The 23,384-nt window shown below is 35.2% G+C and carries 24 protein-coding genes; 9 read left to right on the forward strand and 15 right to left on the reverse strand.

The window, feature by feature from the left end; all coding sequences use genetic code 11:
* Window positions 1-92 precede the first annotated feature (92 nt).
* The 3 genes from EDF66_RS02230 to EDF66_RS02240 are packed head-to-tail and all read right to left on the reverse strand — an operon-like array spanning window position 93 to window position 3,139.
* Window positions 93-794, reverse strand: a complete 702-nt coding sequence (locus EDF66_RS02230) for an SIR2 family NAD-dependent protein deacylase (protein WP_132840246.1) — start codon at window positions 792-794, stop codon at window positions 93-95.
* Between the two features lie 14 nt (window positions 795-808).
* On the reverse strand, window positions 809-1,255 hold the full coding sequence (locus tag EDF66_RS02235) for a hypothetical protein (RefSeq protein WP_165902336.1): 447 nt from the start codon (window positions 1,253-1,255) through the stop codon (window positions 809-811).
* A 42-nt stretch (window positions 1,256-1,297) separates the two neighbouring features.
* Complete coding sequence (locus EDF66_RS02240) at window positions 1,298-3,139, reverse strand: alpha-L-fucosidase (protein WP_132840250.1); 1,842 nt, start codon at window positions 3,137-3,139, stop codon at window positions 1,298-1,300.
* A 107-nt stretch (window positions 3,140-3,246) separates the two neighbouring features.
* Here EDF66_RS02240 and rnhA point away from each other — a divergent pair, with 107 nt between their 5' ends.
* Window positions 3,247-3,744 (forward strand): ribonuclease HI, encoded by a 498-nt coding sequence (gene rnhA / locus EDF66_RS02245; protein ID WP_132840251.1) that lies wholly within the window; start codon window positions 3,247-3,249, stop codon window positions 3,742-3,744.
* A 77-nt stretch (window positions 3,745-3,821) separates the two neighbouring features.
* Here rnhA and trxB read toward each other — a convergent pair whose 3' ends face one another.
* The 6 genes from trxB to EDF66_RS02275 all read right to left on the reverse strand — a co-directional run bounded on the left by trxB (window position 3,822) and on the right by EDF66_RS02275 (window position 10,340).
* Window positions 3,822-4,772: a thioredoxin-disulfide reductase gene (gene trxB, locus EDF66_RS02250; RefSeq protein ID WP_021190301.1), complete on the reverse strand. Its 951-nt coding sequence runs from the start codon at window positions 4,770-4,772 to the stop codon at window positions 3,822-3,824.
* 47 nt (window positions 4,773-4,819) lie between these two features.
* The gene (locus EDF66_RS02255; RefSeq protein ID WP_021190300.1) at window positions 4,820-5,770 is read right to left on the reverse strand and encodes a 3'-5' exonuclease; all 951 of its coding nucleotides are present in this window, start codon (window positions 5,768-5,770) and stop codon (window positions 4,820-4,822) included.
* 92 nt (window positions 5,771-5,862) lie between these two features.
* Window positions 5,863-7,167, reverse strand: a complete 1,305-nt coding sequence (locus EDF66_RS02260) for a M16 family metallopeptidase (protein WP_132840253.1) — start codon at window positions 7,165-7,167, stop codon at window positions 5,863-5,865.
* On the reverse strand, window positions 7,157-8,410 hold the full coding sequence (locus EDF66_RS02265) for a M16 family metallopeptidase (protein ID WP_132840255.1): 1,254 nt from the start codon (window positions 8,408-8,410) through the stop codon (window positions 7,157-7,159). Before EDF66_RS02265 ends, EDF66_RS02260 begins: the two co-directional genes overlap by 11 nt.
* Window positions 8,411-8,429: 19 nt before the next feature.
* Entirely contained in the window at window positions 8,430-9,329 is a 900-nt protein-coding gene (gene hemF / locus EDF66_RS02270; protein WP_132840257.1) for an oxygen-dependent coproporphyrinogen oxidase, read from the reverse strand.
* 6 nt (window positions 9,330-9,335) lie between these two features.
* On the reverse strand, window positions 9,336-10,340 hold the full coding sequence (locus tag EDF66_RS02275; protein ID WP_132840258.1) for an NAD(P)H-dependent glycerol-3-phosphate dehydrogenase: 1,005 nt from the start codon (window positions 10,338-10,340) through the stop codon (window positions 9,336-9,338).
* Between the two features lie 313 nt (window positions 10,341-10,653).
* Here EDF66_RS02275 and EDF66_RS02280 point away from each other — a divergent pair, with 313 nt between their 5' ends.
* Window positions 10,654-10,971 carry a hypothetical protein gene (locus EDF66_RS02280; RefSeq protein WP_132767745.1) on the forward strand — a complete coding sequence of 106 codons (318 nt, stop codon included), beginning with the start codon at window positions 10,654-10,656 and terminating at the stop codon, window positions 10,969-10,971.
* A 314-nt stretch (window positions 10,972-11,285) separates the two neighbouring features.
* Window positions 11,286-11,528, forward strand: a complete 243-nt coding sequence (locus EDF66_RS02285) for a DUF1456 family protein (RefSeq protein WP_021190295.1) — start codon at window positions 11,286-11,288, stop codon at window positions 11,526-11,528.
* A gap of 81 nt (window positions 11,529-11,609) precedes the next feature.
* On the opposite strand, the gene EDF66_RS02290 is transcribed toward EDF66_RS02285, so the two are convergent.
* On the reverse strand, window positions 11,610-12,098 hold the full coding sequence (locus tag EDF66_RS02290; protein WP_132840260.1) for a hypothetical protein: 489 nt from the start codon (window positions 12,096-12,098) through the stop codon (window positions 11,610-11,612).
* A gap of 404 nt (window positions 12,099-12,502) precedes the next feature.
* Here EDF66_RS02290 and EDF66_RS02295 point away from each other — a divergent pair, with 404 nt between their 5' ends.
* From EDF66_RS02295 to EDF66_RS02305, 3 genes are all read left to right on the forward strand, one after another.
* Window positions 12,503-13,483, forward strand: coding sequence for a helix-turn-helix transcriptional regulator (locus tag EDF66_RS02295; protein WP_132840262.1), 981 nt, complete (start codon window positions 12,503-12,505; stop codon window positions 13,481-13,483).
* Complete coding sequence (locus tag EDF66_RS02300) at window positions 13,483-14,511, forward strand: helix-turn-helix transcriptional regulator (RefSeq protein ID WP_132840263.1); 1,029 nt, start codon at window positions 13,483-13,485, stop codon at window positions 14,509-14,511. Before EDF66_RS02295 ends, EDF66_RS02300 begins: the two co-directional genes overlap by 1 nt.
* 366 nt (window positions 14,512-14,877) lie before the next feature.
* Entirely contained in the window at window positions 14,878-15,111 is a 234-nt protein-coding gene (locus tag EDF66_RS02305) for a TIGR04139 family peptide modification target (RefSeq protein WP_132767738.1), read from the forward strand.
* 281 nt (window positions 15,112-15,392) lie between these two features.
* Here EDF66_RS02305 and EDF66_RS02310 read toward each other — a convergent pair whose 3' ends face one another.
* From EDF66_RS02310 to EDF66_RS02330, 5 genes are all read right to left on the reverse strand, one after another.
* Window positions 15,393-15,944 carry a hypothetical protein gene (locus EDF66_RS02310; RefSeq protein WP_132840265.1) on the reverse strand — a complete coding sequence of 184 codons (552 nt, stop codon included), beginning with the start codon at window positions 15,942-15,944 and terminating at the stop codon, window positions 15,393-15,395.
* Between the two features lie 156 nt (window positions 15,945-16,100).
* Complete coding sequence (locus EDF66_RS02315) at window positions 16,101-16,625, reverse strand: hypothetical protein (protein WP_132840267.1); 525 nt, start codon at window positions 16,623-16,625, stop codon at window positions 16,101-16,103.
* 276 nt (window positions 16,626-16,901) lie between these two features.
* On the reverse strand, window positions 16,902-18,368 hold the full coding sequence (locus tag EDF66_RS02320; RefSeq protein ID WP_132840268.1) for a sigma 54-interacting transcriptional regulator: 1,467 nt from the start codon (window positions 18,366-18,368) through the stop codon (window positions 16,902-16,904).
* Window positions 18,369-18,427: 59 nt separating this feature from the next.
* Complete coding sequence (locus EDF66_RS02325; RefSeq protein WP_132840270.1) at window positions 18,428-19,549, reverse strand: vWA domain-containing protein; 1,122 nt, start codon at window positions 19,547-19,549, stop codon at window positions 18,428-18,430.
* Window positions 19,550-19,906: 357 nt separating this feature from the next.
* Window positions 19,907-20,224: a hypothetical protein gene (locus tag EDF66_RS02330; RefSeq protein WP_132840272.1), complete on the reverse strand. Its 318-nt coding sequence runs from the start codon at window positions 20,222-20,224 to the stop codon at window positions 19,907-19,909.
* A gap of 308 nt (window positions 20,225-20,532) precedes the next feature.
* On the opposite strand from EDF66_RS02330, the gene EDF66_RS02335 reads away from it, so the two are divergent.
* The 3 genes from EDF66_RS02335 to EDF66_RS02345 all read left to right on the forward strand — a co-directional run bounded on the left by EDF66_RS02335 (window position 20,533) and on the right by EDF66_RS02345 (window position 23,266).
* Entirely contained in the window at window positions 20,533-21,147 is a 615-nt protein-coding gene (locus EDF66_RS02335; protein WP_132840273.1) for an MCP four helix bundle domain-containing protein, read from the forward strand.
* Between the two features lie 286 nt (window positions 21,148-21,433).
* Window positions 21,434-22,126, forward strand: a complete 693-nt coding sequence (locus EDF66_RS02340) for a DUF1080 domain-containing protein (RefSeq protein ID WP_132840275.1) — start codon at window positions 21,434-21,436, stop codon at window positions 22,124-22,126.
* A gap of 300 nt (window positions 22,127-22,426) precedes the next feature.
* Entirely contained in the window at window positions 22,427-23,266 is an 840-nt protein-coding gene (locus tag EDF66_RS02345) for a DUF5694 domain-containing protein (protein WP_132840276.1), read from the forward strand.
* Window positions 23,267-23,384 lie beyond the last annotated feature (118 nt).

Raw genomic sequence — 23,384 nt, forward strand, 5'->3', positions numbered from 1 at the left:
ATTTAAATATATGCTTCTTGCGGATCATCTCAGGGAATATCGAGGATGCAAACGATTGTGCAAACAACGAAAACGTTAGCGTAATGAATTGCTTACAAAGTAGTATATCGCTCTATGAGCTGGTCAACTAGATATGGAACTGCCTCCGATGCAGTACTTTCTATGGTACTGGCTCTTTTGGGTATCCGCGATGTGTTAATTTGTTTATCAACAACATACAAATCGCAGGTCGGAGCTATGACATCGACCAAACCAGCAGCTGGATATACTGCCAAAGAGGTCCCGATAACAATCATTATGTCGGCCTCTCGTGCCATGTAAATGGCGGTCTCCATATTTGGAACTGCCTCACCGAACCATACTATATTAGGTCTTAATTGAGAACCTTTTTCACATAGGTCACCCATTTTGATCTCGTAACCGTCGATTGGATAGATTAACCTTTTATCTTTCGATGAGCAAGCTTGATCTAATCTTCCATGCAAATGAAGCACATGATCAGAACCTGCCCGTTCATGTAATGTATCTACATTTTGCGTAATAATCTGTACATCAAATGATTTCTGCAAAACAACTAAAGCTTGATGTGCAGCATTCGGTTTAGCCTGCATAGCGACTTGTCGCCTCATGTTATAAAAATCTTGAACAAGTTTGGGATTACGGTACCAGCCATCAATACTAGCAACTTCCTCGACATCATGGCCCTCCCACAAGCCATCGGCATCTCTAAATGTCTTTATACCACTTTCTGCTGAGATACCGGCTCCGGTAAATACGATGATTTTTTTCTTCATATCTTTTTTATCTATTACCAAGTTAATACCGAATCTTGGAAATTTGTTGGCAACTGTAGTTTAATTGAGTCTTTGCTGCTGATGACACTATTGTTGGATGTTAAAAATGCTCTTTCAAAACTCACAAAAATTTTATTCGGTATATGCAATTCTAAGGGAGATTTGGCTTTAAAAACATAACGGTTGTTTTCCAAACTAAGATTCTTATAGATCCGATAAGCCACTACCTTAGCTTTTATTTTTTCGATTCCAGTAAGTTTCTTTATATCAGTTGTATTTTGAGCTTGGCTATCCTCATAATACATGAAATGATCGGAATTTGCGAGATCTCTAATATCCAAGCGTTGCTCTACCACTTCGAGGGCAAGTGAATCTGCACGTTGCTTTTGCGCTTTACTTCCGTTTCCGTTATTACAGGAAATTAGCAGTGGTAAAAATAACAGTGGTAATAAAAATTTCATAGTCATAAAAAAAGAGGCATTTTTAATTGCCTCTTTACAAATTTATAAATTACTTTCAATAGCTCCTACGTGCTCTCGATACAATTCAATTGGTTTATCTAATAAAACAGCAATTATTGTCATGTTTTTATCGATCCGTTCTTTGGGAACATCAATATACACAATACCTGGTGTCGAGCTCCAGTATAATTTATTGAATATATCATGTCCGATCATAGAACCTTCACCTACTATGCGTATACGTGCTATGGTATTCTTAAGCCCCTTTAATGCAATAGGCCCCGTTGGAGTTCCTTCAACAAAAAGATAAAGTGTCTGCTTATCTTTAGATAGTGCACTTAATCCCGAGTAGTGTCCATCAGCAATTCCAGCTTCAGCATCATGTAAGATTTCTGCATTTTTCGTTACCCACTCTTTAATTTCGGCAGCTGTAAATTTTAAGTTTTTATCTAATATATCGCCGTCTGCACTGATCTTGTCTTTAAACAAATTGGATCCTATGGCTGTAGATTTACTAATTGTTGCAATCGCATGCGCTACTTGACTTTGGCCTGCAATTTCATAAGCAGTATAATTCACTTCTTTTCTTTCCAAATCAATAGCTGGCTTCTCATTAAAGGTAATGGCTACAACAGTTACAGCTGGATCGAAATTAGCTGTAGGTAGATTTAATTCCAGTGTATAGTCATCATACTGATAATCTATCTTATCTGGGTTTCCAACAAATTTAACTGAAGCAGGTTTGGTTTTCAGACCTTGTAAAACTAATTTATCTTTTACGTTATCCAAGTAGATGTATAATGTTTTTCCATCTTTAGAAAAAGCATTTTTATCATTCCAAAACCGAGATTGCACTCCTGCACGCGTTCCGTAAATCGCATCTTTATGTTTAGAAGTCCATCTTCCTAATTCTTTCAAGATCTGCACCTGTTCTGTAGGTATTGTCCCATCGGCTTTGGGGCCAATATCCAATAAAAGATTTCCGCCCATTGAAATACAATCTACCAAAGTACGGACGATCATGTTTGGAGTTTTATAATGATGGTCAAAATGCTGATATCCCCAAGAATCATTCATGGTATAGCAGAGCTCCCAATAGCGTGCTTCAGGTTTTACAACCGGAATACCCTGCTCTGGAGTATCATAGTCACCATGTTGATTCAGTCTGGAATTGATAATGATATTTGGATTATACTTACGCAATTGCGTCAATGTTTCTTTTGCACGCCATTCCTGATCATTGTGTTCCCAATCGCCATCAAACCAAATTAGATCTGGCTTATATGCTTTAGACAATTCTGCTAACTGTCCCTGATAGTAATTAACAAACTTATTCCAACGATTGGCATCATCACCTACGTTATAACGTTTTTTTATTCTCGTATTGACATCATAATCTGGATGACTCCAATCCGGTAATGAGTAATACAATCCGGTTTTAAGACCTTTCTTCTGAAGTGCCGATACAAAAGGCGTCAGAACATCCTTTTTAGCAGCAGCATCTTTCGCTGTTGTAATTGCATTATTCGATTTGCTATCCCAAAGAGATACACCATCATGATGACGTGTTGTAATGACCGAATACTTTGCTCCGGATTCCTGAATCAATTTTGCCCATTCTTCCGGTTGATATTGGTTGGCTGTAAAACCACCAAGTTGTTTCATGTAATTTTCATGACTGATATAGTTATTGAAAAAAGCCCAAGATTCAGAAATCCCCTTAACCGAATAAATTCCCCAATGGATAAAAATGCCTAATTTTGCATCTTCAAACCATTCCATTTTTTTGACTTCCTCATTCTTGTTTTTAGTTTCTTGTGCAAAAACGTTATAGCTAGAAAGTGCTAAAAACAACACTGCTAATATTGACTTCTTCCGAATCATAGTTACTTATTGAAATATCAGGTTTTAAAAAGGTGAAAAGTAAGAATTTATTCGTTCAATTCAAACTTAAAGTCGGTTTTTTGGCTTAATAATTTATCTTTGTATTGATGATTGAATTATACACGGATGGTGCTTCGAGCGGTAATCCAGGACCAGGTGGCTACGGTACGATATTAAGGACAGTTTATACGGGTGATAATGAAGCGTATAAAGGCAAACTGATTGAGAAAGAGTTTTCTGGTGGCTATCGTAAAACCACTAATAATCGTATGGAGCTGATGGCGGTAATTGTTGGTCTGGAAGCTTTAAAAAATCTCAACCAAAAGGTTACAGTTTATTCAGATTCCAAATATGTCATTGATGCCATCGACAAAAAATGGGTATATGGCTGGATTCAAAAGGGATTTGCAGGAAAGAAAAATAAAGATCTCTGGATAAGATTGATGCAGGTTTACAAACTGCATCAGGTTAAATTAGTATGGGTAAAAGGGCATGCTGGTCATCCTTTAAATGAACGATGCGATCAGTTGGCTGTAAAAGCTTCGAAAGATAAATCTTCCTGGAAGATTGATTCAGTATATGAAATGGAAGAAGCTAAAGCTTAACTCAAAAATTTTAAGCGAGCAGGGCATAAAAAAGGCCAGGAATAATTTCCTGGCCTTTTTACGTGATTACTTATTAATTACGCAACATCCTCTTTAGCTGCTAGATAACGTTCTGCTTCTAAAGCGGCCATACAACCAGTTCCTGCGGCTGTAATTGCTTGGCGGTATACATTATCCTGCACATCTCCGCAGGCAAATACACCCGGAATATTCGTTGCAGTCGTATTCGGCTGTGTAATTAAATAACCTGTTTCATCCATATCTAAGATACCGTTGAAAAGTTCTGTATTTGGCTTGTGTCCAATAGCAACAAAAAATCCTGTTACATCCAATACTTTTTCAGATTGATCTTTGTTATTTAAAACACGAACACCTGTTACCACTTGACCGTCACCTAAGATTTCCTTCGTTTCTGAATTGTAATGTACTTCGATATTTGGTGTGTTCATCACACGGTGAACCATTGCTTTAGAAGCTCTAAATTCATCACGACGTACCAACATATGTACTTTAGAACATAATTTTGCTAAATAGGTGGCCTCTTCAGCTGCCGTATCGCCAGCACCTACAATAGCAACTTCTTGGTTTTTAAAGAAAAAACCGTCACATACTGCACATGCAGATACACCAAAACCGTTATATTTTTGCTCGCTATCCAGTCCTAACCATTTTGCTGTTGCACCTGTAGCGATGATGACTGTATCTGCAGTGACAGTTTTAATTCCGTCGATTTCAACCTGATGTACTGGACCAGAAAAATCAACTTTAGTTGCATATCCGAAACGGACATCTGTACCAAAACGTTCTGCTTGCATACGTAGATCTTCCATCATGATCGGTCCTGTAATCCCCTTTGGGTATCCAGGAAAGTTATCCACTTCTGTTGTCTGCGTCAACTGACCGCCCGGTACCATCCCTGTATAGATAACAGGTTTCATATCAGCACGGGCTGCATAAATCGCTGCTGTATATCCTGCGGGTCCTGAACCAATTATTAAACACTGTAGGTGTTCTATTTCTTGAGACATAATATTATTTTATAAAATATTGTTTTCTAATTAACGAGTACTTTGACCTAACCAAATTTATTTTTTAGACTTGCTAACATATCATTTGTGATCGCTGTTGCTTGGCTTTTATTTTCTTGCTTTTGAAACTCTTTTTTAGCTTGCTTCTTATCTTCAGCTGCATGAATGGGTTCTGTCGATTTTGCCGCTTTTTTAGCAGAACGATGACGGTTCCAGATTATTTCTAAACACTTCTTCGTGTAAAGTGGGAAGTCGCCATTTTGCATCCACGCATAATAACTTGGTTCTACATCAAAAACTTCTGTAACCGGACGTCCTTTATGTTTTCCAAAATTGATGACTTCTACTCCGTCTTCATTGTACACAATCCGTCCTGCAAAATCCACTGGTTTTGTCATATTGGTAAAATCTGACAATGCTTCGACGTCATTTACAACAGGTACAGATTGTTTACCATGCTTATCTTCATACACAGCACCTTCATATTTGGTTAACTGTGCTTTCAAAACTTCATATGTAGCTCTTACGTCTGCTTCTGCACTGTGTGCATTTTCTAGGCTTTCATTGCAATAGAATTTATAAGCAGCTTTCAAAGTACGTTGTTCCATTTGATGAAAAATATTCTGTACGTCAACAAAAACACGATTTTCCAACGAAAAATCAGCTCCTGAACGTAGGAATTCTTCCATCAGCATAGGGATATCAAATTTATTGGAGTTATAACCCGCTAAATCTGCGTCACCAATAAAATCTGCTACTTCTTGACTAATCGCTTGAAATGTTGGCGCGTCTATAATATCTTCGTCATAGATACCATGGAACATGGAAGATTCTGCAGGAATAGGCATAAGCGGGTTAATCCGCTTCGTATATACTTGCTCCTCAGCATTAGGCAACACCTTTAATATTGATATTTCAACAATTCTATCTGCTGAGATATTGATTCCTGTAGTCTCTAAATCAAAGAATGCTAAAGGTTTCTTGAGTTTCAATTCCATTACGAATTTTATTTATTAAATTGTTCCATACATCATTGTATACAACAAAAATACAAAGTATGAATGATTTATTATTTATTGTCAGCCTTTAATTACAATTCAGAGACTAATTCTAGGGTTTTCATTTTTCCAACCACAATTTTAATCATCTTACTATAGTCAAAATACTGAATAGCGATTTCCTTTACTTTTTCAGGAGTCATCGCATTGATTTCATTCATATAATGGTCATAGTAAGTCAAATCCATGTTAGCAAGTAGCACATTTTTAAACTTATCTGCATGTGAAAAAATACTCTCTAAAGAACCTAGCATAGATCCTGAGAGGTAATTTTTCACTAAGTCTAATTCCTCTTCAGTCGCTAATTCTGTTCTTAAAATTTCAATTTCTTTTTCGATTTCCGTCAATGTCGCATCGGTTACATCTACACCAACCTCTGTCGCAATAGTCAGAAAACCACCATATTTTAAAGAACCCACAGCTGAACCGATACTGTAAGTATAGCCTTTTTCTTCTCGAATGTTACGCATGAGCCTTGACCCGAAAAAACCGCCCAGTAACGTATTTACAAATTGCAAAGCGGGATAATCCACATGGTTACGATTTATATTCGGCATACCGATACGTATGGCAGATTGCAATGCCTCTACTCTTTCGTCATAAATCAATTGTCCTGTATCTGCAGTTAAATTCGGTTCGGTCAATGGTACCACATCTGTAGCCAGCCATTGATCACCAAAATATAAGCTAAGCTCTTGAAGCAAAGATTCAGATACATTACCGGAAATAATTAAACGACAATTAGATGGAGTAAATTGCTTATGGTATAAATCGATTAAAGCATCTCTAAAAATCAAATCATATTCTTCTAAAGAGGGCGTTTTTCCATAACGGTTTCCAGAACCGAAAACATGATTATAATAGGTTCTTCTCGCTAAATAATCGTTTTTCTGAAGAGAAACCTGAAGCTTTTGCTTATTGTTTCTGAGATAGGTATCCAGTTCCTTCTGCGGTAAAACTGATTCTGTTAAAATCTCCTTGATCAAAGGTAATAACACATTACTATGTTTATTTAATGTGTACAATGTCAGCGAAGTGATATCAAATCCGTATTCTGGCATTAGAAAAGCCCCATAGAAGTCGACTTTATCCGCAATCTCAGCGCTGTTATAGTTTTTTGTTCCTTCCTTTAACAAAGCACTTAGGGCACTATTTAGGAGCGGATTTTCATCTTCATTGAAGACATTATTAAAAATCCACTCAATGCGTACCAATTCTTGATCAGGCGAATGAAAGACATAAACAGGAATTCCATTGTTGAAAGCAAGTACTTTTGGGCTTTTTAAATGAATATCACCAATCGGTTTGGCTTCAGGTGCTACTGCTCTATTCAGCATTTGCCACCTCCTTTGATTTATAATACAATATAGATGCGTTTTCTTTTCTAAATATTTCGTTTGCCTGTTGCTGTATATTCACCGATTGAACGGCCAAATACTTGGCTGTTTCATTGTTTAATTCATTGGCGTCACCAAGTAGCTCATAATATGCTAGATTCATAGCTTTATCCAAGATCGACAATTCGGCAAATACATGTGTAGACTCAATCTTATTCTTCACTTTTTCAAGCTCTTCTGCAGGAACAGGTGTAAACTTTAAGATATCCAGTTCTTTCCAGATGGCTTCCTCTGCTTGTTCCAGACTAATGCCGTCTGATGGTTTTCCCTCAATTAAGAATAAATTGGGGTCGATACTTCCCATCACATAGGCATTGATCTCACTGAATAGTTCCTGTTCTTTTACCAAACGACGGTATAGACGAGAAGATGATCCTCGAGAGAGTAGATCTGATACTAAGTCCATTGCATGGTAGTTTTCATCCATACGTGCAGGTGCATGAAAAGACATAAACAAACTATCAAGTGGTACATCAGCCTCTACCACTTCCCTACGCTCTGCTATTTGTTTTGGTTCTTGAGGTAAATTTCTCATGTATTTATTTCCTGCGGGAATATCTGCGAACCATTTTTCTACCAGTGTTTTGATCTCCTCAAACTTAACATCACCTGCAATGACCATAATGGCATTCTGTGGTGTATAATGCTTCTTGAAAAATGCTTTTACATCTTCCATTTTTGCATCTTCAATATGTTTAAGTTCTTTACCGATCGTTGCCCAGCGATACGGATGTACCTGGTAAGCTAAGGGTCTTAATTTCAACCATACATCACCGTAGGGTTGATTGAGGTAACGCTGCTTAAACTCCTCACATACAACACTTCTTTGTGTTTCCAAACTTTGTTCAGAGAAGGAAAGGCTCAGCATACGATCTGATTCCAGCCACAATGCCGTTTCTAGATTTGAAGAAGGTAGCGTGATGTAGTAATTGGTAATATCGTTACTTGTAAAAGCATTGTTTTCACCGCCCACACGTTGCAAAGGTGTATCATAGTCGGGAATATTGACTGATCCACCAAACATCAAGTGTTCAAATAAATGTGCAAATCCCGTTTGGTCTGGAGATTCATCCCGCGCACCGACATCATACAGTATATTGACACAGGCCATTGCTGTGTTATTGTCTTCATGAACAAGTACGCGAAGACCATTTTCTAGTTCAAATTTCTGATAAGAAACCATTCAGGTTATTTAAATTAATTTATTGTATCCAATTGATATCTTTTCTCAAAAGAGAAAGTGTTTTGACTTCTTCCGAGCCTTCTTCTGGTTGAAAATCATAGGCCCAATTTGCCTGTGGCGGTAAACTCATTAAAATGGATTCGATACGTCCATTAGTTTCAAGACCAAATTTCGTTCCTGAATCCCAAACAAGATTAAATTCAACATATCTTCCTCTACGGAGGTATTGCCAGTTTTTATGGTGTTCTGTATAGTCTTTATGGCGATTTTTGTTTACCAGCTCGGTATATGTTGGTGCAAATGTACGTCCAAGGTCACATGAGAACTGAAAAATTTCCTCAAATGACAGACCTGTTTTTTCAGGTGTTAGTTTATCATAGAAAACCCCACCTATACCACGTGTTTCTTCACGATGGCGTACATAGAAATAGTCATCTGCCCATTTTTTGAAATCTTTGTAAAAATCTTGGTGATGGATATCGCATACGTTTTTCAACTGTTGATGAAAAAATTGTGCATCTTCTTCAATAACATAATGCGGTGTAAGATCAATGCCTCCGCCGAACCACCGAATTTCATCATTCAATTCGAAATAACGGATGTTCATGTGGATAATAGGAACGAATGGATTGTTTGGATGAATAACAATTGATACACCTGTAGCGAAAAATTCATCTTCATAGACACCAAATGATTTCTTGATCATTTCCGGCAATTTTCCATGCACAGCAGAGAAATTCACCCCACCTTTTTCAATGATATTGCCATACTGCATGATCCTTGTACGGCCACCGCCGCCGCCATCACGTTCCCAAATTTCTTCTTCAAATTTTGCGGTACCATCAAGCTTTTCAAGTGCTTGACATATTTCGTCCTGAATTGTTTTATAAGTTTCAGCGATTTTTAATCTATCGATCATCTTGAATTAACTTAATTTTTCAGCCAGTTGGCTTATGATTGTTGCAGCAGATTTATGCTGATATAAGATTTGGTAAACGGCTTCACAGATAGGTAAGGCGATCTGATGCTTACGCATATAATGCTGTATACATGCAGAAGCATAGTAACCCTCTGCTACCATATTCATCTCGAGCTGGGCAGACTGTACACTATAGCCTTTTCCGATCATCGCCCCAAAAGTTCTGTTTCTACTGAACTGCGAATATGCTGTTACCAATAGATCGCCTAAATAAGCCGATTTATTAATATCGCGAAGCGGATTAGGATCAATGGTCTCGACATACGTTTCCATCTCACGGATTGCATTTGAGATTAAAACTGCCTGAAAATTATCACCATAGCCTAACGAATGACATATTCCTCCCGCCAATGCATAAATATTTTTCAATACAGCACCATACTCAATCCCATACACATCGTCCGAAATGATTGTTTTTATATACCGGCATTCTAATAAAGATGCCACTAAGTTCGCATTTTCTTCAGACTTGGAACCAAAAGTCAAATAAGATAGTTTCTCCAAAGAAACTTCTTCAGCATGACATGGTCCACCGACAACTAAAATATTCTCCAAAGAGACATCGTATACCTCCTGTAAATAATCGCCAATAATCAGATTTTCATCTGGTACGATACCTTTTATGGCAGAAACAATAATTTTTCCTTCCAGATCTGCTTTTGTCACATCCTTTAAGGCTGCTTTCAAGTAAGCGGCAGGTGTATTCAAAATAATAATATTTGATACCTGAATTACTTCTCTTGCATTTGTTGAAATATGATCTGTATCCAGTTTTACTTCAACAGCACTTAAATAACTTGGATTTTTTTTATGCTTTTTGATATAGTCAACATCTTCTTGTTTACGGACCCACCAATGTATATCCTTTTCAACGACGTTGTCACCCAGCATTTTAATCATTGCTGTAGCCCAACTACCACTACCAATAAGCCCTACTCTATTTTTTTGCATTAAATTTTGTTACTAGACAGTTTGAGCAAATATACTTAATTATATAATAATTAACATTCACCTGTATCCTAACTTGGTATATTATGCCTTAAAATAGGTCATTTTTGACGAAATTCCAACAGACTCATGAAAACATGTCATTTGGCGATCATGATGGCTTATATAAATATTCATTTAAATCGTAATGTGATAGATGAATATTATTAAAAGAATAAATGACCAAATTTTAAAGCATACCTATATGTACCTATATTTGTACTGAGTACGGACTCTACAAATAGGCATATCACTATAACTACTCGCTAATACCAAAATGGAACACATTAACTTTTCGAAAAACTGGAATAATAAATTGGACTGCGAGGCATTTACAACATTACGGATGCCCAATGAACGGTATAAGACTGGGCAAGTATTTGAGATTACATTAAATGAAGAAAGTAAAGGTTGCGCCACTCTTGTGGCAATCAAATACATCAATCTAGAAGATATCACTGAATACATCGCTCGGTTAGACACCGGCTGCAGTGCCGAAGATTGTAAAAACCTTATACGCGATATTTATCCTAAAGCTGATTTTACACAACAACGACTTGCATATCTTTTATTTGTAAAGTCTAAGGATAATTAAAATACTGTGTATAATATTTAAATTAAGATCTGCCTTACACTTAAGGGCAATTATAGTTACAGTAGTATTGATTATGATTTACTCTTGAATGTTGCTCAATCCATTCATATACACTTACATATTATCGATCTCGCACAAGAAATAATTATTATTTGTTGTAAAGAACCGATATTTATGTTTAATATAAGGTGTAATTATAATTGTATTATAAGACAAATATATCTAAGTTTGACAGGAATATTCAGTGCTAACAGCGTTTTGGCTTGGGCACGAATAATAAAATATAGAAAATTTTAAGGTAACATATTTATAAGATGAGCAATAATGATATCATGAAAAAGCTTCGAGTAGCTTTAAAATTCACGGACGACGACATTATTAATGTATTAGCGTTAGTCGATTTTAGGGCAACAAAAACGGAATTAAGTGCCATATTCCGTAAAGAAGATCATCCAAATTTCAAACCTTGCGGAGATCAGTTACTTCGGAATTTCCTCAATGGATTAATTATCTATAACCGTGGCCCTCGAACTAAAAATAATGACCAGAAGGCATAATATAATCTTAAAATTATAAATAAAAGCAAAAAAGTGTCGAAAGCATAACCTTCCGACACTTTTTTAGGATAAGATTAACTGCTATAATCTCTCTAAACCTACTGTTCCATAAATACGCTCCATCACCACTACACCTTTAGGGCTCGTTACTTCAAATACATCATTGTCCACTTTTGACCATCCACCTACTACAGCATCTTTGTTATCGTATAACGTTGCACCATAAATTGTAAGTTTGCTTCCACCTTTGAAAGTAAGTGTTTTCGTATCAAACGTACTTACCTTACTACTATCACCTTTTACCATCAGCGTTGCTTCCCTAACTACATTTATACCTATATTTCCTTCAGTAACGGCATATTTTATTTTTACCGAAGCTACTTTTGTTAGATCTACTTTTGATCCAGCTGATTTTTCATTGACTGTACTATCTGTAAATACTAATCTTACAGATGTGATTGCATTTGTTGGAGGTGTTAATTCATCGGCATCATTTTTAGTGCAGGCTGTAATGCCTATTGCTATTATTAATACTAATAATAATTGACCTAACATCTTTCTTGTCTTCATATTCATTATATTTATATATTAATTTTATTTAAGACAAAATTACGAGCTACTCCTAAGAAGTGATACCACCAAACCGTTATAAAATATCAGCTGAAGACCAATTTGCACTTTAACTAAATTTCTGATTAACAAAGTGTTTAAAATATTTGAGGACATGACATTTACATATTTCTATTATTTAAATATTGGTAAAATAATTGCGCTAATATTCAGATAAATAAATTATTATTTCATTTTAAAGCTAAGCTATACATGATCTCGTGTATCATCTCGATCTATTCACACGTTATAAAACAAAGTTGTTAATCAATTCACAAATGAAAGGGCTAACGTAATGCTAATCAATCATACAGTACCTGTTACCAAGTAAAATATTTAGTTACATAAAGGAGCATAATTTATATATGAAAGAAATCATCCATGAATTTGGTATAGAAACTGATTGGGTAGAGCCGATGGCAAAAGCTTTAGGTGGAGCTGTTAAGGGTAACCATATGCTAATTCCGGATACCGTCCATAGCGGAACCCGCTATGTGCTGTCTGTAAATCCAGATATCACGGTCATGTTTGCAGATGTCCTCTACCACCAAGATATCCATTTTAAGCTCCGCAATACAAATTCAGATTTTATTGGCATCTATTTTAATCTCACTGAAGGTGACTCTTCTCACATTACAAATAATGACACTTTAGCAATGGGAAGATGGAACTACAATCTTGCCATTGTTGAGAGCAGTGTAAACCTCGACTACCGTGTTAAAGCGGGAACCAAGACATACAACTTTTGCATTTTCATCCGTAAAACCCTTCTCAAAGAATACTTAATTGGTTCTGGACATTTAAAAAAACTGATCAATCGGGTCTTTGATCAGAATCAAAATACGATCTTTCACTATAATATCATGAGCAATAATAGTTTACAATATATTAATGAATTTCGAAATAACAATATTGACCCGCTAACCTTTGATTTGTTTCTAAGTGCAACGGTCTATAACTTATTAGGAGAATATCTTGATGAACTGATCAAAAAAGACCTTGTTGTCAGTAAACTTAACGACACTGATTTTACTGCTATCATATCCTCTCAGGAATTTCTGATCAGTAAGCTTAAAGATTCTTTCCCAGGAATCAAAACAATTGCTGAACATGCTTTTATGTCCGAAACAAAATTTAAAAAATTGTATAAAAAGATCACAGGTCTTACTCCTTATGAATTTTACCTTAATAACAAGCTGGAATTGGCACGTGATCTATTAGTAAGCGGGAACTATAACATTGGAGAAATCGCCCACGAACTGCAGTTCCCAACCGCATCCAATTTAACACATCTCTTTAAAAATTACTTTGGCGTTTTACCCAAGGACTACTTAACAAAATTATAATGGAGACATCTGCAAAAAATAGTATTCAATTTTCTCATACGGTAACCATGGATACAGACTGGAGGCAAGATTTTATCGAAAAACTTGGAGCAAAATATCTTAATCAACGGCAATTGGTTTTTCCTGAAAATTTAGCAAGCGGTGGCTCTTATCTTATGGAGGTCATTCCTGGCTTGACAGTTCTTGTGGTAGACCTCACCTTTCATCAAAGCATATCCTTTACTAAAGTTGCCTCATCCGGTGATTTCTGCATTGCATACTATGATATCAGTGACCAAATCAGCATCCACAAAGTCAATGATACGAAAAATAAAGTTGGTTATCATTCAAAATTAGGAATGGGGCTTGTTGATGCGGGTTTGAGCAGTACTTATATTCCCCCAATTTCAGAACGAATGTATTCTTTTCGGTTACTGATCTCGAAACAGCTTCTTCATAAACATCTGGGCAATATCGTTCCAGAGTCTATAGTTGAAAAGACGTATGCGAAAAAGAATACCATATATTTCTATAGTCACATGGATAGCCGTACCCGGGTGTTACTTCTAAAACTGAAAGATCGTCAATATGAAGACAGTTCCTACGAACTATTTCTCAAAGGAGCCACCTTACAGGCTTTTGGAAGTCTTATTGAAAGGTTAAGTGAACAGAAATTTGTAGTAGGTAAGCTATCTGAATTTGATGTGCAACAAGTTGTGAATAGTCAGATTTACCTTATGGAACAGTTGCTTGAAAAATTTCCAGGTACTGAAAAGCTAGCCGAAATAGCCTGTATGTCTGTGACTAAATATACCCGATTATTCAAAAAAATATATAAATGCAATCCGAATAGCTTCTTTCTATCTGAAAAGTTGTTATTAGCAAAAGAAATGGTAAAAAGTGGTCAGTTCAATACCATATATGAAGTCGCTTATGCTCTGGGCTATTCAAAATCTGACTATTTCTCGGCTATTTATAAAAAGAGATATGGTGTACTTCCAAATGAGGATTTTATTTCGTTGTGTAATCGCAAGGAAGCGACAGAGTAATGTAGTCGATGGTGTGTCGCAGTACTCTCCCCATGATGAATGACTTTTTCGCCAAGAGACTGACTTAAAGAGTCCTTCAAATTCTCCTTTAGCATTTCCTTGATATAAAATAATCACAAGAAGAGCGTTGGTAAACCATGAATACCGAAAAACCAACCACTAATCCAATAGTAATTATCGAAAATATAGCTTCTATAACGAATATCCATAAATAAACGACAGTTATAGTTTTAAAACCATCGAATATCAGTATTCGTTTGCTTCACCTGCTGTATATAACGAATTTTAGATCTAATAACTAGCAATTGCAACAAAAGCTCTTAGGTCAGGGTAAGGTAATCGCTAATAAAATCTTAAAATTTAATTATGAAAAAGTTAAGTGGAATGAAGAGCTTCTCTTCACTGGAAAACAATAAGTTAGATGAAACAGCTTTGGAAATGCTACAAGGTGGCCGTCGTTCTATTGGTGCTTCAGTCGTTTATTCTAACTTCCTGAATGCGCAAGGCCAACAAGATATTGATACTTATGATCAATATGGGGCTTTTGCTGGCAGAATTTGGGACAACTCTTCAGATTGTTCAGAAGCTAATACGTGGTAATAAACTTAGGGATATATTAGCTAAATATCTATTCTAAAAAATTAGATGGAATGAAGAAGAGCATCTCTTCTTTGAATAACAATCAAATATGTATTCTGACTAAGAATTACATATTTGATTGTTTGATGATTTTTTAATAAAATAATAAGTCTACCAAAATGCGAAGTCTTCATTTACTACTTATATATGATGACCAAAATATGATTGTAAAAAATAATTCTTTTTCAGTACTATTCTAGTAAAATCACAAAAACCGTTATCTTAATAACCTCTCCAAATTGCTATGAAGTGGCCCAAGTCAAATTTAGTAAGTTTTTAAGTAATTTTTTAGTTTCACACATCAAAATCGGGCTTTTACGAATATAATTCACATTAGATTCCGGAAATACATGTAAAAGACTGGCGTTAAATTTTATTGGAAACTGGGATTTGCCCTCTGAAGTGCTAATTTCTATAAAATGTCCACAATCTAAGTACGAATCTTTTTCAGCTAGATTGGATAAACTAATATTTAAACTGATTTTATCCATACTGATTTCCTCTGGGCAACTATCTTTTTTTAAATACAGAACACTTCTATTTATATAGCAATAAGATATTCTTTTGGAAATTCTCAGTATTATGGAAATCAGAATAAACAAAAATATGCAAATACAAAATAATGTTAATGAGATAGTCTGAATCATCATTTTTATTGATTCAAAAGAAAAAGGAAATTCCATTACCAATGCAATCGATAAATTTATAAAAGCTATGAGGCATAATAAATTTTGATATTTTTTTAATGAGTTAAAATTCTTTGGAGAAAACACTTCTATTACTGAATCTTCCATTTTTATTAATATTATTCTATAATAAATGATAAAAATTAAATTTGAACGCTGATTTTCTTAATCTTGCTTCTAATTTTTTGCCAATGATAATGAACGGCGGATCTTAACACTAATTTTTTAAAAAAATAGACTTCAATTTATTCGAAGGAGATCAAGTTAATTTTTAAAATAGTTCTTACTAAATTCACTGATAGAAAGTGTATTTACGGATGTGTTTTGTAAAAAATGTTCTACTCTATATGCCCTTAAGCGATCTTTTTTGGTTAATTTCAACATTAATATGTCAAAATTTAATTTCGAGAAATCTATTCTTAGTTTTTCTAATTCTAGTCGATGAACTTGCATATCCTTCTCTAAAAATTGATTTAAAAGAAGTAGCCTGTTACACAAAAAGTAAACATTATCTTGTTCCAAAAATATATTTTTTTTAAAAGAAGACAATAAGGAATCTTTAATTCTCACCCAGAAAGATTCTTCCTTAAGAAAAATTAAATTATCCACTTTTTCGACTTCTAAATTCAATCTATTCATTAGATAAGCAACAATATTTTTGGGTGAAATTTGATTTTTATAAAAATTCCTCAAATTATCAATGGATTCCCATCTACTTCTATCCAAAGACAAATCAATTTGATTTATATAAGCATATAAGAATACAACAAAAGCATAATCTATTTTCATCACTGCATTTCATAAGTTTACTATTTCCACCAATTCTTACTAAAAAAAGACTCTATTCTTTTCAGATTTGGAGGAGCGCCTACAATCACTAAAAGTTAAAAATCAGCAAGTCAATATAAGTGACTTGCTGATTTTTTATATCATCAAAATTTAGAATCAAACCTTTACATCATAGCTCGCCCAGTGAAGATAATAAACAGCAAATAAAACAAAGCATATTTTTTCATCATTTACGTAAGTAATGAAAAAAATAGATGATTTTCCAGTGCTAGCTTGCTATAGATTGTTCCTCAAATATTCTTGAAACTTATCTTGAAACTGCAAACCGCTACCTACTCTGTATTTACTTAACTTGTTATTGAGCGTAAGTCCCCATAGGATGAATTCGGTCAGAAAATAGAAATCTTCAGGCTTCGTCTGTGGCTGATACTGCTGTATTAAAATGCGAATAGGTGTCACATCGTCCAGTGCATGTTCGTAATCTACATCAGTGAGTTCATCGGATAATTCAATACCCTCAGATTCCGAGAACCAGCGGACAATATCATCGTAGGGATAGCGCTCATTTTCTTTTTCAAACTTCTCAATTTTGGGAAATAAAGTAAGAAATATACTTTTAACGGCATTCTCAATCAACTGAATTGCCACATTACCGGCCCCCTCCTGCTCACCTTCATATACGAGCTCCACTTTACCAGTGATAGCTGGCACAATACCCATAAAATCGCTCAATCTTACTGCTGTGGCTGAAGCTCCGTTTTTAAGCATCCGCAGTTCGGCAGTACTTAATAAATTTTGAAATGCGGTAATACTCATACGTGCGCTTACACCACTTTTTTCATCAACATATTCGCTATTGCGGGCTTCAAAACTGATCTGCTCAATCAATTCACGAGCCAGTTCTGGAACATATATTTTTTCTTTTTGTGCCGCTTCCAAATTAGCTTCCTGAGCAGTAATGGTTTTCGCAATCGCTACTGTTTCGGGGTAATGTGTTAATATCTGTGATCCTATCCGGTCTTTTAGGGGCGTTACGATACTTCCTCTGTTGGTGTAATCTTCCGGATTCGCAGTGAACACAAACTGGACATCCAACGGCAGACGTAATTTAAATCCGCGGATCTGGATGTCTCCTTCTTGCAATATATTAAAAAGTGCTACCTGAATTCTCGCCTGAAGATCGGGCAGTTCATTGATAACAAATATCGAGCGATTTGCCCGTGGAATCATACCAAAATGAATCACACGATCGTCTGCATAGCTCAGTCTCAGATTTGCGGCTTTGATCGGATCTACATCGCCGATCAAATCTGCGACAGTTACATCCGGAGTAGCCAGTTTCTCTGCAAAACGATCACTTCTATGAAGCCAATCAATCGGTGTATCATCACCCTTTTCCTTTAATAGTTCTACAGCATAACGCGATATTGGGCTATATGGATCATCATTAATTTCAGAGCCTTGTACCACAGGTATATATTCATCTAATAGATTAACCATAAGTCTGGCTAGACGTGTCTTTGCTTGCCCACGAAGACCGAGGAAATTGATATTATGTTTGGAGAGGATAGCTCTTTCTAGTTCTGGAATAACGGTGTCCTCGTAGCCGTGTACTCCGGTAAATACGGTTTCGCCGTTGCTTATCTTTGTAATCAGATTCTGACGCAATTCTTCTTTTATCGCCTTAGGTTTATAGCCAGACGCTTTTAGTGCGCCAAATGTTGTTATCTTCGTGTAATCCATATGTTTTTATAATGAAGCGCAAATGCTGCGCAAAATGTATATCTTATTAACGTAATTGTTTATCGTATTCTCTTTCTGCGATTTTCTTCGTAATCCTCAAAAATCATTTCTCCGAGATCTCCAAGTCCTGTATAGTAAGCCTTTCCCTGATTTGAAGCCGTAAATTCGTCAACAAATTCCTGCAGATAGGGATCTGAAGTGATCATGAAGGTTGTAATGGGTATTCCCAGCTTTCTGGCCTGTGCGGCCATACTATAGCACTTGCTGGTGATAAAAGGATCTAAACCCATCGGATTTTTATAATAACTACCATCGGGCATGTTTAAACAGCTCGGCTTTCCATCAGTAATCATAAATATCTGCTTGTTAGCATGCCGTTTACGTCTGAGGATCTCCATCGCCAACTTCAAGCCTGCGACCGTATTGGTGTGAAATGGTCCTACTTGCAGATAAGGTAGATCTTTTATCGCTATAGGCCAAGCATCATTACCAAAAACGATGATGTCCAGTGAGTCCTTGGGATAACGTGTCAGGATAAGTTCTGATAAAGCCATGGCCACTTTTTTTGCGGGTGTGATCCGGTCTTCACCGTATAGGATCATACTATGGCTGATATCAATCATCAACACGGTACTCATCTGTGATTTAAACTGTGTGTCTTCGACAACGAGATCATTTTCTGATAAGGCGAACTCTCCTATTCCATGATTAATCTGCGCATTTTTAAGGCTCTCCGTCAAGGCTATTTTCTCAAGGCTGTCTCCATACTGATAGTTTCTGAAATCGCCCATATTTTCATCACTCCGTCCTTGGTGATTGGTTTTATGGTTGCCGGACTTTCCTTTACGCATCTTTCCGAAAATCTGATCTAAGGCATGCTGACGTAATGCTTTTTCCAACTTTGAGGTAATAGCTGAGCTACCACTGCCACCTGGTTCCAATTTTTCTCTGATGTATCCTTTATTCTTCAGATCTGCAATGAAATCGTCAACGGTATATGCTGGAGTGGTCAGTTTAAACTCTTTGTCCAATTGCCGCAACCAATCAATAGCTTCATCAAAATCACCGGAGGTGTGTGTAATCAGTTCCTTGAAAATATCAAATAATTTGTCAAAAGGCGTTTGAAACGGCTCGTCAAATTGCTTGAAGATAAAACCCTTATTTCGTTTCGTGCTGTTCATGGATTCATTTTATTAGCATAAATGAAGCTATTCGTATATTTTAATCGGAATAACTTCGCAGGTTGAATTTACGAAATAATAATCCTTATAAAGAATCCTAGATTCTTTGTGATATGAGGAATTATTTTTGTGGCAAGAGGGTTTTGAACTAATGCTTTTTGTTGTTGTGCATAAAAGTTTCTGTGAACCTATCTGATCGAGCAACTTTGTATTTTAAGCGGTGGGAAAGTTAGACAATATTCATCTGCATGACCAAAATACACATAGCACTAAATGGTGCAGTGTGAAATGCTCATGATTGTTAAAAAAAGTGACGAAGTGCTCAAAAAGATTAGAATTTTTGTTAGTTCTTATATATCAATGAAAAATCGATCTATCTTTACGAACTAATATAAAACTCTTATTATCATCTGTACTAAAGGATACTGTCATTGCTTTTGGAACTGATAGGTCAATTTTAAGAAGTTTAGTATCTCCATAGACTTTATCACTGTATAGATCTTTAGAATACACTTCCAAAATAAGTTCCTTTGCAACCGACTTCTTTACTTTATAAAGTTTCTGATAACTTTGGGATTTTTGATCTTGTAACAAATTAAAAGTGACAATGTTCTCGCCAATAAAATTTATACTTTGTAAAATCCCCTCATTCTGATTTTCCCAATTTCCTTTCAATACCTCTTTATCTAAAATTGGCTCATGGAAATTGTAAAAAATAAACGCAAAAACAAAACTAAATATCTTTAATCACATAATACATTAATTTAAATACTCTAATCTACAAATAATCAGCAAATTAAAAAAGATATATAATTCATGACTTAACTGATATTCGATTATAGCAATACTCGCCCCTTAATGTCATAAATCTTTTCGAAACTACTGCTGCGAAGAAAACTCAGGATAAAAAACTACTTTTTCCTCTTTAGCTTAATTTTTATTAAATTGCTATTCTTCAGTTTTTTTACCAAAATATACGACCAATGTGGACTTTTACAGTGAAAAATAAAATTAAGGCTGCGATGTTGTTTTTCTCTGTCCTTTGCTTGGTGATGTTGACCAATATTCAAGAGCAACACTTGGTCAAAAGAATTAATGAATCGGTAACTTCTTTATATTCGGATCGCTTAGTGGTGGCTGATTATATTCACAAGCTTTCAAATCGCATGGAGAAATTACTTGTCTTACTATCTGCACCTCAATATTCATCTAAAGACGTTAATTTGGAACTAGATAAAATCAAGGAAATCACTACACTTTATGAAAAAACTGTGCTTACAGATAAAGAAAATGTCAATTTTAATACATTTAAAATCTATATTCAACAAATAGCGCAAAATGTTAATGCCACAGATCATGCTAAAGCTATTGAGATCAGCAAACAAGCACGACAAACTTTAGAAACATTGTCTTCGATTCAATTGGAGGAAGGAAAAGTAAAGCTGGACGAAGTAATCAGTATGACGAGCAGAAGTAGACTAATGTCTTACATCGAAATCGTGATCCTAATTGTTATTGCAATATTAATTCAAATTTTGGTGTTTTCCGCTAAAGTTGAGATGGGTGCAAAAGTTCCAAAAGATCATAACTTAAATTAATTGAAAGCCCAAATTCATTCCCCAGACCTAGTGGCTTTTAAATAGATCGAGTTGCGAGATTTCAATATAAATCCATCATTTTTACGACTTTTATAAACAAAACTAATTCTTGTTTTACAATCAGAATTGGAAACCTTCAGATCTTCGATTTTTTGAACTTTGAACTGATATTTTATTGGAGTTAGTTTTTCAAAATACCAAGTAAAAACTAATATTTCTCTTTTATTCCTATGAAAATTATTATGTATGTTTGTTTTAACGATAATCATTCAAACCTAAACCAAATATGAACTTTTATTATTCTGCTCTTTTTATTGTCAGCAGCTTAGCGTTTTCCCTATCTTCTTGTGCTCAATCAAAAAACCTATTTAACGGCAAGGACTTAACTGGCTGGCATATCGATGTTCCAGAAATGGACAAAAATACGACTGTAAAAAGTCCTTTTCTTGTCAGAGATGGGATGCTGGTAAGTATGGGTAATCCAAATGGCCATATTATAACCGATAAGTCGTATAAAAACTATAGTCTGGATGTCGAATACCGTTTTGCAGGAAAACCCGGAAACTGCGGTGTACTGGTGCATGCCTCTACTCCACGCGCGCTTTATGGAATGTTTCCAAAATCTATTGAAGTACAGATGATGCATGAAAATGCGGGAGACTTTTGGTGTATTGTGGAGGACATTAAAGTACCAAATATGGTTGAGCGTCGAGGTGAACCTGCTGAATGGGGCATTACAGAAGATAAAAAACGTCGGATTTTGAATCTTACCGACAATTCTGAGAAACCTCTTGGTGAATGGAACAGTATGAGGATTGAATGCTTAGACCGGAAGATAAAAGTATGGGTAAATGGTGATCTTGTAAATGAAGGTTACGACTGTACCGCAAAGAGTGGTCAGATTGCGCTTCAAGCTGAAGGTGCTGAAGTTGAATTCCGTAAGGTTTTACTAACACCAATAACGCATCTTTCTAAATAAATGATAATAGCAACAAAGCATTCATGCAAGTCTAAGCAATCATGCATTTGCAATAGTTAGTTCGCTGCTATAAAATCTAGAAAGCCATTCCTAACGGAATGGCTTTCTAGATTGATGACACTTTGTAGCATTCTGTTCAGATTTATTGTTTACATTAAAAATCGAAAGTCTCATGCGCAACTCTTTCCAGACCTGAAAAGGCATCATTTACCTTATAAATTATATCCTTTTTTATATTTAACAAGCATGTGATTTTATATATTTGCAAAAAATCAATAACTTAAATAAATATAAAAAAACATGGGCAAAATTAACTTCATCTTATTTTTCTTAATTTTTCAATTCTCATTTGTATCGGCTCAAGAAAAAGTAAAAGTCATATTATTAGGAACTTATCACTTTAATAATCCTGGAAATGATATGATCAAACAAAAAGACAGAAATATATTATCTAAAGAAAGCCAACAAGATTTAGAAGAAATTACCAATAAAATTAAGGCATCTGCTTATAAACCCGATCAAATATTTGTCGAGAGTAATTTTAACAAAAAGAACGAATTGAATGCAAACTACCAATCATATTTAAAAGATCAATATCACAAGTTCACAGATACAATAAAAAGAGAACGGTTAAAAAGATATTATATCGAAGGTGAAACTTTTCAGTTAGGTTATAGATTAGCGAAAAAATTAGAACACCACGAATTATATCCTATTGATAGTATAATAGAAATGAGATTTGATATTTTATTAAAAGAGGTGAATGCAAATCCAGCTTTGAAAGAAGAATTTAGTAAAATTAATGCCTCTTTGTCGGATAACTGCCTAGAAAAAAGCAATCTGAGTGATATATTTATATGTATAAATAAAAAGTCCAACTTGGATAAAAACATTGGTTTTTATATTTCATTTGCTAATAAAGTGATGACTAATAAAGATTATTTAGGGTCCAATCTCGTTACTGACTGGTATAAAAGGAATTTGGTTATGTACGCTAATATTCAGAATCAATTAAAACCTCATACCAAAACTATTCTTGTTCTGGTGGGGAGTGGACATGCTGCTATACTAAGACAGTTTTTTGAGGTCGACAAAAACTTTGAACTTGTTGACTTAACAAAGGTTTTCGATGCTAAGTAAGTCAAACTCTTCCTACAGAATTAGGAAATAGCATGAAAACTGTTTACCTGAATTATATAGCATAAAGAGAATGCCATTATCTTTAATAAATAATGGCATTCTTCATTTTTCGATCTTT

Origin of the sequence: Sphingobacterium sp. JUb20 (genome assembly GCF_004342035.1) — a bacterium.
Classification (GTDB): domain Bacteria; phylum Bacteroidota; class Bacteroidia; order Sphingobacteriales; family Sphingobacteriaceae; genus Sphingobacterium; species Sphingobacterium anhuiense.